General features: G+C 55.9%; 13 protein-coding genes. 7 read left to right on the top strand and 6 right to left on the bottom strand.

Features of this window, described 5'->3' with window-relative positions:
• The first annotated feature begins 206 nt into the window (after window positions 1-206).
• The 6 genes from RX395_RS09360 to RX395_RS09335 all read left to right on the top strand — a co-directional run bounded on the left by RX395_RS09360 (window position 207) and on the right by RX395_RS09335 (window position 6,109).
• Window positions 207-731 (top strand): plasmid mobilization protein, encoded by a 525-nt coding sequence (locus tag RX395_RS09360; RefSeq protein ID WP_152068146.1) that lies wholly within the window; start codon window positions 207-209, stop codon window positions 729-731.
• The gene (locus tag RX395_RS09355; protein WP_316367161.1) at window positions 728-1,927 is read left to right on the top strand and encodes a relaxase/mobilization nuclease domain-containing protein; all 1,200 of its coding nucleotides are present in this window, start codon (window positions 728-730) and stop codon (window positions 1,925-1,927) included. Before RX395_RS09360 ends, RX395_RS09355 begins: the two co-directional genes overlap by 4 nt.
• Window positions 1,928-3,887: 1,960 nt before the next feature.
• A complete protein-coding gene (locus RX395_RS09350; RefSeq protein ID WP_193221469.1) occupies window positions 3,888-4,472 on the top strand; it encodes a recombinase family protein in 585 nt (194 codons plus the stop codon).
• A 188-nt stretch (window positions 4,473-4,660) separates the two neighbouring features.
• Entirely contained in the window at window positions 4,661-5,353 is a 693-nt protein-coding gene (locus RX395_RS09345) for a hypothetical protein (protein ID WP_152068149.1), read from the top strand.
• Window positions 5,354-5,355: 2 nt separating this feature from the next.
• A complete protein-coding gene (locus tag RX395_RS09340) occupies window positions 5,356-5,565 on the top strand; it encodes a hypothetical protein (protein WP_152068150.1) in 210 nt (69 codons plus the stop codon).
• Window positions 5,566-5,599: 34 nt separating this feature from the next.
• Window positions 5,600-6,109: a DUF5067 domain-containing protein gene (locus RX395_RS09335; RefSeq protein ID WP_152068151.1), complete on the top strand. Its 510-nt coding sequence runs from the start codon at window positions 5,600-5,602 to the stop codon at window positions 6,107-6,109.
• A 30-nt stretch (window positions 6,110-6,139) separates the two neighbouring features.
• Here the strand turns inward: RX395_RS09335 and RX395_RS09330 are convergent, their stop codons facing one another.
• The 4 genes from RX395_RS09330 to RX395_RS09315 all read right to left on the bottom strand — a co-directional run bounded on the left by RX395_RS09330 (window position 6,140) and on the right by RX395_RS09315 (window position 8,794).
• Window positions 6,140-6,892, bottom strand: coding sequence for a metallophosphoesterase family protein (locus RX395_RS09330; RefSeq protein WP_316367157.1), 753 nt, complete (start codon window positions 6,890-6,892; stop codon window positions 6,140-6,142).
• The gene (locus RX395_RS09325; protein ID WP_316367156.1) at window positions 6,877-7,602 is read right to left on the bottom strand and encodes a metallophosphoesterase family protein; all 726 of its coding nucleotides are present in this window, start codon (window positions 7,600-7,602) and stop codon (window positions 6,877-6,879) included. The genes RX395_RS09330 and RX395_RS09325 overlap by 16 nt, the downstream gene beginning before the upstream one ends.
• Complete coding sequence (locus RX395_RS09320) at window positions 7,599-8,237, bottom strand: hypothetical protein (RefSeq protein WP_152068154.1); 639 nt, start codon at window positions 8,235-8,237, stop codon at window positions 7,599-7,601. The genes RX395_RS09325 and RX395_RS09320 overlap by 4 nt, the downstream gene beginning before the upstream one ends.
• A gap of 431 nt (window positions 8,238-8,668) precedes the next feature.
• Window positions 8,669-8,794 (bottom strand): hypothetical protein, encoded by a 126-nt coding sequence (locus RX395_RS09315; RefSeq protein ID WP_255413117.1) that lies wholly within the window; start codon window positions 8,792-8,794, stop codon window positions 8,669-8,671.
• Window positions 8,795-9,039: 245 nt separating this feature from the next.
• On the opposite strand from RX395_RS09315, the gene RX395_RS09310 reads away from it, so the two are divergent.
• Window positions 9,040-9,486, top strand: a complete 447-nt coding sequence (locus tag RX395_RS09310; protein WP_152068155.1) for a hypothetical protein — start codon at window positions 9,040-9,042, stop codon at window positions 9,484-9,486.
• A gap of 102 nt (window positions 9,487-9,588) precedes the next feature.
• Here the strand turns inward: RX395_RS09310 and RX395_RS09305 are convergent, their stop codons facing one another.
• Window positions 9,589-9,927, bottom strand: a complete 339-nt coding sequence (locus RX395_RS09305; protein ID WP_226812504.1) for a PDZ domain-containing protein — start codon at window positions 9,925-9,927, stop codon at window positions 9,589-9,591.
• 10 nt (window positions 9,928-9,937) lie between these two features.
• A complete protein-coding gene (locus RX395_RS09300) occupies window positions 9,938-10,063 on the bottom strand; it encodes a hypothetical protein (protein WP_264297887.1) in 126 nt (41 codons plus the stop codon).
• Window positions 10,064-11,048 lie beyond the last annotated feature (985 nt).

Below are 11,048 nucleotides of genomic sequence, written 5' to 3'. Positions count from 1 at the left end.
GGTGTGGGTGGCAACAAATGGGCCCATACGGGCCATTTGTTTTCCCACACATCTTGCTTTACCACCTCTCACGGCGGTAAAGTTTTCGCGAGACGTTTTCAAATCGCGTCGGCGATTTTTAAGCACTCGAAAAGGAAAGCGAATCGAATAGCTGGTTTTGCACCGGAGGCCTCTCCGGTGTGCGGTTTATTTTCGAGGAGCTGTCCGTGAGTACGAAACGTCCGTTCACAGTCAAGGCAACGCTGAGTGAAGAAGAAAAGAAAACGCTTGTTGCGTTTTCCAAAAAGGCCCAAATGTCTGAGGCCGAACTGATTAGGTATTTCCTGCGTCCCGATGACGCGGTGACTCGCGGGGTCGATCTGACTGAAGACGAAGAGCGAACTGAGATGATTCGCATCCGGGTTTCGCCAAGTGAGAAAAAATCCATTGAGAATCGCGCTTCTGAACTCGGCGTGTCGATGTCGGCCTTCATGCGTCGCACTGCTCTTGTCGGGAGAGTCGAGAAAATCGATGTCGATCGGGCGTCGATCGACAAAATCTATCACGAGCTTTTGAAGGAAGGAACGAATCTCAATCAGCTCATGTACTTTTTGAACGCCCAAGGGCTTCCCGCGTACAACGAGAAAGCTGTTTTTCGAACACTTGAGAAGGTTTATCAAGTTGGGCGTAAGCTAGACCGTTTCATCGACGAGCTTGAAAAGCGCTATTTCGTCGGTGGTGATGTGAAGTGACTGTTATCAAACAGAAAAGAGTGTCGAGTGAGCGCTATGCAAAGAATGTTCGTAAATACATCAACGGAAAAGATGCGATTGTGCGTGGTGGCTGGAACATCGAATGGAGCGACCACTGGTTTTCGAAAATGGATAGAACCAGAAAGGTTTTCCATCACGACAAGCCGTCGAGAGCCGGAGTCAAAAACGTAATCATGCTTCATCAGATTCTCGCGTTTCTGCCCGAGGAGTGCAGCTGCAACGGAGGCAAGATGACCCCCGATGCATGTTTGGCCTACGCGGAGCAATGGCTTGCGAAGCACTATCCGCATCAACAAGTGATTCTCGCGTTGCATGAGGAAAGCGATAAGGCGGGAAAACGCTACGCGGTCCATATGGCGATCAACCGTACCGATTTGCTGACCGGCAAACGTTGCGAGACTGGTGGGCGTCGCGGAAAATTCGAACGCGCTTCATGGGTTCGTGAAATGGACAAGGCCTGGAATCTTACTCAACTTGAAAAAGGTAAGAGAAATTCAAAGATTCGAGATCGTCAGCCGCGCGATATTGAAAAGGAGATTGTCGATCGGGGAGAGTACAGTTATAAAAACAATCTGCGCGAGCTGATCCATATTGCAATCGACGACTACCACCCGAAGAATATGGAGCAGTTCAAAAAATTACTTGCCTCGTGGGGCGTAGACATTTTCATCAAGAACAATCGAGTCTATGCGACAGATCTCGATATCAAAGAGGCCGGTAATCCAAAATGTACCTTCAACTTGACCCGTCTCGACGGGCGGTTCGCGTTGAAGTCGTTGCAGACGGCTTTCGGAAATAACGTGTTGGAAGCCGAGCGAGTCCTTCCATACGAGAAACGTTGTGAGATTTACATCAAGCGTCTCAAGAAAGCATACTCGGCGTGGGTCGAGCAGGCGAAAGCGAGCAAGGGCGTCTCCTACAATTCATTTCCTAAATTCATTGCACCGAAGTGCGATGAAGATCTGCTCGAAGATCCCGCCGTACGTGATGAGCTTCTTGCCCGGCGCGGTTACGCAAGGGAGATTCGCAACCGTTACGCCGGCGGCGTTGTCGATGCCGGCGACGACCGCGTTCGCGCCGCCGGCCAGGCGCACAGCGGTAGCGCCGTGTTGCGACAGATGGACGATCGCGTCGTCGATCGCGGCGATTACGCTCGCGGCGACACGCCTCGCTAGCCTCGAACTGCCTGTCGAGGCGGAGTAAAGCGCTCATGCCCCGGTAGAGCGGTGAGGCATGAGTTACTGAGGTATACTATAGTTTCCGCAGGTAGAGGTATAAAAAAATGGCAACCCGCCCGCCGAAAAGACGGGCGGGCGTGATACCATCAAGATTGTGCTCGGGTGCTACCAACACCTCCGCACGGTGTAGAGGCGAGCTACCAACTCGCGTTTCTACTTGCCAGTTGTGCTAAAAACGCAAACAGCACTCCTGGCACATCCAATGATAGCAGGGACCCGCAGGTCACGCTATGGATGACAGTTAGAAAACGCAAATGGGAGCCGGCTCGCACGGCTCCCATTTTTTATGGGAGCGGACATATGCCGTTCCCGGTCGGCACGGGTTTAAGACCCGTTCAAAAAGGTAGCCAAGGGCTCGAATAATCGGAGACTGAGCTGTACAGGTTCATTGTCCCGTCTCTACGGAGACTTCGACGGGGGTAGTGCCCTCCATGTGACCCCTGCGCCGCCTCGGCCCTTCTGGGCGGAGACGGCGTGCCGGATTCAGAGCGATTGTCCTGCTGGAAAACTGCAGGAAAGTAGGCGAACAGCCGAAGATCAGGAGTTGGTTGGATAGCCGTGTGGCGACACACGTGTCGCGGTGATAAGCCGCAACGTCAAGCAAAGAGGATCACGATGAGCATGCAGCCGTGACGGATTCTGAGCCCAACCCCGGGTTCCGCCATGTACGGGGGTGCCGGTGAGGACGGCCGGCGCGTTAAAACGAACGGTCCGGATGCATGGGCGTAGCCATGCGGAGTCCCGCGAGATCGTCGAGCAAAAGGCCAAGGGGCGGGTGAGGCTTTCCCAGCTGCAATGCTGGTTTCGAAGATTTAGGGAGGGTCCACGATTGTGCCCGGATTCTGTGGATGCTCCACCGCCTAACAATTCAACCACCAAGCTAATTAGACCTCGCGACCAGTTATTACAATCAGCAAGTCATCAGCGCGAGGCGTGCCAGCCGTCAGCCCTCAGCGCCGGCGTCGCTTCGCTCCCCGGGCGATGTAAATAAGAGATATATAAGTCAGCGAGCTTCGCGAGCGGATCATAGGTGCCGTCAGGCACCGCATCAAAAGCGATTCGCAATCATTTCGGAATACATGTCGCTGGCGATGAGTGGACCTAGTCCAGACCTGTATCCGTACTAGGCGTTTCTAGAAATGCGCATGAGAAAGGGCCGAACCGAAGTGTCTGGCCGGACGCCAATTGTCCGGGAACTGCTTCGTTTCGACCCTGCTTCATTCTACAGCCGCGTCATGTTTATGGAGATCAATTCGGCAGCTGCAATTCATTCGATTGTAAGATGAGCTGTCCTGGACGGCTCCCACTGTTGCGATCACGCCGCATGGACGATGGATGAACTCGCATGAGAACCCAAGCGTACGGTGGTTTTATCTGCCCAAAGAGGGTAGAATGACAACAGAAAACGACGCATCCCGTGTAAGCAACATGGAGCGCGGGCGGCCTAGTTTTCAGTCTTTGTTAAATGCCCGGGCTCCGACCCCCGGGCATTCTTATTTGCGCTTGTGGCGCAAATGCCGTCCACTGTCCGCACCGCGCGTACGCCTACGGACCTTAATCCGAACCTCATACGAGTTTAAAAACGCGATGATGAACGTGCCGACCGTTGCAAGAGCGGCCAGCGCGTTAAGGAATTTCAGCATATGGTGACCTCCGATCAAATCGTCGGCCGCCCGCGCACGGAATGCGCCGTGACATCAATTCTAACCGAATCTGCTACTACCCCGGTTAACTGGTACACCTCTGTTATTGTTCAAATTAAACAGTCTCAAAAGGTATGCCTCTTGGCACTCGAAAGTCGAACCCTCGATGCCGTGAACGTCGAGTGCCAAAACCCAGTGTCAAAACCTCCGCGTCAATTCCCATGGGAAAATCAAATACGAGGCAGGAGGCTGAAATGACACGTTACGGATATGCTCGCGTGAGCACGAAAGACCAGAGGTTGGACCGCCAGATCGAGGCTCTGGTGAACGCTGGCGTGGCCTATGGCCATATCTACAAGGACAAGGTCACGGGTGCCCAGGACGGCGACCGGACGCAGCAGAAGCGCCTGTTCAAGAAGATGCGGGCGGGCGACGAGGTGGTGGTCGAATCCTGGGAGCGCTTGACCAGATCGACCAGGCAGCTGCTGAACTATGACCTGATGTTCAGGAACTTAGGAGTGAAGCTCATATCACTGAAGCAGCCCGTTGACCTCGATACTGCATTCGGCCGTTTCGTGCTGGGCACCCATGCCTGCACCGCCGAGCTCGAGCGCGACCTGATCAGGCAGCGCCAGGCCGAGGGTATCGCCGTCAAACGGAGCCGCGGTGGCAACGTCGGGGGCCGCCCGCGCATCGCGGACGTCAAGGCCGACGCTGCCGTGAAGCTCTACCTCGCCCGTGAGACGCCAATTCCCGACATCTGCGCCGCAACAGGTATCTCGAAATCGACCTTGTACCGCGTGCTCCGCGAGCGCGGGTTAGTGGGCGTCAGAAGATAAATCCGAGTGCGCTACTATATAAGAGTGCGGTATTTCTCCAACTGAAACCCTGCGTGAACGCATGACTTGAGACGCCTTTTTAGAACTCACCGATCGCAGGACGAACACAACTCAACAGCGGCCGCGTATTTGTTCCCAGCCGTACGGCGTGGCGGAGCCATGCCCGTTGTTGATTGGAGTGCCGCATCATGGCCGAAAACCAAGTCCAGTCCGAAAAGAAAATGACCAGTCTGAATGTCTCATCGGAGACCCGTGACGCCATAAAGGACATCAGCACGAGCCTTGGCCTCTCGCAGGCCGATACCGTCGCCCGCTTGGTCGACGGCTACCACCCTAACGCCACTCCCGGCATGAAGACTGCGCTCGACGCATCGGCCGTCCTCGATGAGGCGGTCGAGCGGGTCAAGCGCATCATCGTGGGCGCTGCCGAAGCCGCCGCGATGGAGGCTCGTGCTGCCCGCGAGGACGCCGACGCCGCCAAGAAAAGTGCAACGGAACAGATTCAGAGCATCAAATCTAATTGCGTCGAGCAGGTCGCCGCCATCAAAGAGAAATTCGAGCTGGATACTGCGAGCTTGGAGATTGAGAACGATGAGCTCCACGCCACCGTCGCCGATTACCTCTCGCAGCTCAAGAAGCTCGATTCCGAGAACAATCAGCTCTTGGCAGAATCAGCCGCAAAAGACGATCGAATTGAAAGCATGAGGGGCGCGGTCGACGCCGCAGCCAAGGCTCAGGCCGATCTCAACGTCTCCCTCCTCGCCCAGCGTGACCTGATGGCCGAGGTCGCCGCCCTCAAGGACCGCCTCGCCGCCTCCGAGCAGCGGGCGGCCGTGGCCGAGGCCAAGGTCGAGGTCATGACCCAGACGAGGGGCGTGTAGATATGTCCGACAAGCTAAGGCCGTCTCGCCGTGAGTTGATAACGGCAGGGCTAGTCGTCTTTTTGGTCACGGCACTCGTCTGGACTGTCATTGATGGTGCCGGCGCAAATCCGCTCACCATCAGCGGTGTCATCACCCGTCAAAATGCCGTCTGGGCTTCGCTTGCGGCAGTTTCAGTGGTCATGCTCATTGGGGCTTGGCTGTTTGGCTGATGGCATTCAAAAACAATTAAGTTTGGAGTAATCGATGGAGCATCTCTCTGTTAAAAAGGCAATCAACCTAGCTCGGAACTTTGGGGCTGCGGGTGTTCTGGCAGCCGCCCTAGTTATGACCTCTGGGTGCAGCCAGGCAGACGATCATCAGACGGCAGTTCAGGTCGCCGATTCTGATAACGCGCAGGAAGACGGGGTTTACGGCAAGATGAAGTATTCAGTCACCGGCGTCGAGGTGCATGATTCCTCGACTGGCGATGGCGGGAAGGTTGCCGTTGTTCGCTGGCACGCCATTAACAACCGATCGGCAAATTCATGCGCTGTTGGTAGCTACATCACGGCTTATCAAAATAAGCAGATGCTATCTCGCGGGTTTGCCGCCGATTTGCAGGAAGATCACTTCTCTTCGCAAGGGCTTGCGCCGGGAGGCGAATGCGACGGTGTGTCGATTTTTGACCTCAACGACATGTCTCCCATCGAAGTGAAAGTCGACGGGATGGGTGCTGGGTCGAACTCCCTCGACCAGACTTTTGAATTGGAATAGTCCATATGGCGCCTAATTTCTAGAAACCTTCTAGAGCGCTTCTAGAAGGTTTCTAGAAGCGGGCGCAGCATCTTCGACCGGCACGATGTCTCGGTAGATAAGGCGATGCCTGGCGTCACGCCACTCGTCGCCGTGGTAGTGGCCGAAGAACCAGGCGCGGCAGCCGAGTCGCCCGTCGAGCTCGCCAAGGAATCGTTGCAGCCGGTCGTCCAGATACTCGCGTTCGCGCTCCCGGCATAGTTGCTCTGCCAGGTCGGCAGGAGCCTCGTGAGTCACAACGTAGTCGACCTTCCAGCCCACGCGATCGAGCGAGGCGCGGCAGTGCCCCATCTCTTCCACGCTCGGTATCTCCTCGGGCCACCAGTTCCTCCCCTCCCTGCGATACTGTCTGTCGTTGCTCGCGGCACCTCCCATGGTGAGGACCGTGGTCCCCGCGATGTCGTACACCTCGCCGCGCATCAGGTGCAGCACGTGCGGTCGCGCCTCATGGACGAGGCCGCCGTTCCACTCCTGCACCGGCAGCTCAGCCAGGGCGTGATGGTTCTCATGGTTGCCGTCAACGAAGCACGTGGTCCAGGGCTTCGACTCGAGCCAGTCGAGCCAGTATTTCTCGGCGTTGGACCCATCCCAGACAAAGCCGAAGTCGCCGGCCACGATTACCACATCATCACGCGTCAGCGTGCGGCCCAGCGGCCAATTCTTGAAGGCAAACCGGCTGGACCCGTACTCGGCCCTGCCGTGCACGTCGCCCGTCACATAGATAGCCATCAGTACGCACCCCACGGCAGGAGTTTGTCCCCGAGCCTCACGATCCGGTCACACAGCACCGTGTGCCGTTCGTCCGGATTGGCATCGCGATGGAAATGGCCGTAATACCAGCGCTTGTAGTCCAGGCGGTCCTCGAGCTCGTCGAGGAATCCGGTCAGCCGGTCCACATCCGGGCGTTCCCAGCCTGGGTCCGGGTAGAGCGTCGGCGAGAGCATGCGCGTCGAGCAGGTATGGGTGATGACGCAGTCGACCTTCCAGGCGACCTCGTCGAGCCTTGCCCGTGCGGCATCGAAATCGCGCTCGTCCGGGAGCTCCTGAGGCCACCAGCTGGAATACGGCACGCGGTATTCCCTGTCCACGCTCGTGGCACCGCCCATGGTGAAGATTGTCGAACCGTCGAGCTCAAAGACCTCGCCGCGCGTCAGGCGCCGAATAGACGAAGTATCCGACAGGCGTTGCGTCAGCCCGCCGTGCCACGGTTCCATGGGACGCTCCTCCCAGTGGTCGAAGCGCTCGTGGTTGCCATCCACGAAGAGAACCGTGTAGGGGCGCGACTCGAGCCAAGCGATGTCAGCGCATTCCTCGGCAGAAAAGTTCCACGGAAAGCCAAAGTCACCGGCAACGATGAGATAGTCGTCGCTGGTAAGGCCATCCCCAAGCTCCCAGTCGCGGAGCTTTTGCATGTCGAGCCCACTGTGGATGTCGCCCGTCACATAGACCGTCATCGGATCGCCTCTTTCCGCTTGTAAGCCGCCAGCTCGCGCTCGACCTGCCTGTCGCCGGTCTCGTTGACCCACCAGGGCCATTTCACCCGGCCGCACGGCTCGTCGACCCCGGCGAACCATTCCCTCAGCCCGTCGAGGCTCACCGGGGAGTGCCCGTTGGCGTCGCAGCCCACGTCGTAGCGCAGGAGCCCCTGCTTGCGGTTGAACTCGTTGTACGCGCCGCCGCTGCTGTGGATGTGCCCGTGGAGGTGCCACGATCCATGGCTCATGCCCTGCCAGTCGGCCATGGGGTAATGGCACAGGACGATCTTCTGCCCGTCGATCTTGAGCACGCAGATCGGCGGTTCCACGGTGAACGCGCCCGCGACCGCCGGCTGGGTCCAGTCCTTGTCATGGTTTCCCGGGACGAGGTGGATGCGCCTGCAGGCGATCCGCTTACGCAGCCCGTATGCGTCCTGGGCGGTCATCTTGAATGAGAAATCCCCCAGGATGTAGAGCTCGTCATCCACGGCGACCCTGCCGTTGATGTTGTCGACGATGGCATCGTTCATCTGCCAAATCGTCTCCCACGGCCGGTCCGTGAACTTCAGGACGTTCTCGTGCCCGAAGTGCGTGTCGCTGGTGAACCAGATCATTCCATTGTCTCCTTGTCGCTAAATACCGTTCTCCTTTGCGCAATTGAGGAGACGTATTTTGAGCGACATGAGGCGTTCGAACCTCATGTTCTGTGCTCCAATCTGCCGGATTGTTCCAGCTAAAACTTTAAAACCTCGTGCGGGCAGAAAACCGTGTCCAGTTTGTGGGGTCATAGTATAGGCACTGTTAGAACTAATAGCCCAAATCCGTTGCCAACTGGCCACTATTGGCAACTATTAGGCCTTTTAGACACCCCCAACTGACTAATAGCCGCTATTTGTTGGGCCGTTTTGCAACCACGAGCGCTGCCGTGGATTCTTGATACGGCGCATCGACAACAGCAATGTCAAGCGGGTAGAATGGTGCCGACGGCAGCCCAAGTTGTAGTGAGCTGGGCAGAGCCGTTGCGTTAGAAAGTTAGGTCATCGTCTTAGCGACGGTGGCCTTTCTTTTTGGGCTTCGAGCCCTGCTTGAGTGCCTTGGAAAGGCCGACAAGGGCCGTGAGGAGCGAGACCATAGCGGTCAGGAGCTTCACGAGCTCGGTGAAATCGGTCATGGGCATCACCTCCCATCAAATGGAGGGCTCTGCCCGGCACGAGGGCTGCCGACAGCAAGGACGATTCTATCAGAGCGGCTGACTCCCGCCCGATATTACCATCCCACCGCGCCTATGCAAAAAAGAGGGCCGCCAAACAGCGACCCTCCAGCGAAAGTGCATGTTATTTAGGACAGTCAAATTCTTTGAATAACAAATGACTGCTGTATAATTACATAATAAAGTTCACCCGGAAGGAGCGATCGATGAAAAGCAAACGATTTGCCCTGAATGCACTTCTGGTAGTAGCAATATTGACGCTCTTCGTCTTTTCGGACTCATACATGAATCAGCCAAGATTTGGATATGCTTTATACGCTGTGTTTTCCGGCGAAACAACTTACAACACTATAGGCTTCATTGACGCAATCTTTTTCTATGTAGTCGGCCCCCTATCAAGCGAACTGGTCGCTTTTGTTGTCTGCTTCAACCTGAATCAACGAAGCCAGACTCATTCAGCGACTTCGGCCAAACAAGGAATAAATCTCTTCGCAATAACGATAGTTCTGCAAATTCTGACAGTGTTGATTATCGCCCTGACCGCAACAAACGTTTTGAAGTATGAGTTCGGACTCGTCGCGAGCTGCCTCATGGCAATTGCCGCGGGTATAGCGGTTTCGCATACGAATCCGGCAAAGAAGCAGCTCAACTAACAGGGCCTATTTGGAATCCGAATCGTCCATGGAGCCGTCGATGCCGGTTTTGGTGTCGTCCGTATTGGAATCGTCATCCTTCGATATGTGCGATACGGCTCGTTAGTAGCCCTGGCCGTAGCCCTGACCCTGCTGGCCTAGCAGCTCATCCAGATACTGGCGCAGCTGCTCGTCGGTAATACCGCCGTTGCCGGTGTCGGTCGCGCTGTCGTTCTGCTGCTGGTTCTGCAGCTCCTCGTCGGAGCCCAGCTCGACCGTGACCTTCTTCTCGTCCTTGCCGCGCATGAGCGTGATCTCAACCTTCTCGCCAACCTCGTGGCTGCGCAGCGCGATGATCAGACCATCAGCGCTCGTAATCTCGTCATCGTCCAGCTTGGTGATGACATCGCCCTCCTGGATGCCGGCCTTGGCGGCGGGACCGTCCTCGACGACGCTCGCCACATACGCACCGCTATCGGTGCTGAGTCACGCGCGCTGCCGCCTGGGCACGGGCATCGGTTGGTACGGCGGCGTCCAAGCTCGCAGGCGCTTCGAGATCGATGTCCACACCGTCATCAAATAGGCTCGATTGCTCCATAGCGGTACTCCTTCGCTCGATTTCAAACGGATACAAGAGCACCACCGTTACGACGGACGTCCCGGTTCCGTGCATAACGAAAAGTCAACCGAGGGTTTTGTCCCGTCAAGACGCCGAACGAGAATTACGTACCGCCAAGAGCCTCAAAACACGCCCCTCGCGAGACAGAATCCTCACTCGATTTCCATGCGGAGCAAAAACCTCAATCAATCATCCTCCGCAACGTCTATCCACCAAAAAGGCCGCCCCACGTGGAGCGGCCTTTGCTCGCAGCTTTTTACTGATAGTTACTCAAAATTTATTCCAACACATCCACAGAAGAGCAGCGAATCGTATTTCTCTTTCGGGAATCGAGAAAATAGCCTACCTTGACTTTAGACCCAACGCTCACGGGGCTATCGCTTACATAGCGCGTATGTTCTGAATCAACCAGAATGGTCAGACGATCAGACCCGTCGTTATATGGATCTTCGCTTTCGACCGACATGGTAAAATCGCCAGAGCTGCCAACGTTCAACACCGATCCGCTCACGAACCACAAATGTGAATAGTCACCTCCGCTATCTTTTTGGCAACGCTCCACTTTTAGAAATAGCGCAGAGAATGCGAACACGGCAACTGATATAGCGATGAAAACCTTAACGCCACCCCCCCCTTGCCATGAAATCCAAATTTATTCGCCAAAGAAAAATACCCCTGCCTTATCCGTGCAACCAGCTTCGCCGCAGAGGCGCTGAAGAATTTCCTTTTCTTCAGCGGTCAACGTCGCTTCGACTTTCTCGCTTCGGCTCATTTTTATCCCCTCAGCTTCGGAGTGGCCTCCGAAACAAGATTTGGAAAAGTCCGCCGAATTTTTCTCAGAGGCGAAACCGCTTCGCGCACAAAGCGGAACTCAGCTTTGCCTGTCTTCTTTTCCCGTGTGAGAGAAAGCAAGATCGTAAATGGCCATAGTTCATGCTTGCATGTAATTATGGCCATTTACGTA

The sequence above is a fragment of the Collinsella aerofaciens genome (genome assembly GCF_032584215.1).
In the GTDB taxonomy this organism is placed as follows: domain Bacteria; phylum Actinomycetota; class Coriobacteriia; order Coriobacteriales; family Coriobacteriaceae; genus Collinsella.
Note: the sequence above shows the minus strand (reverse complement) of the source record. Positions and strands in the feature narration are given on the sequence as shown.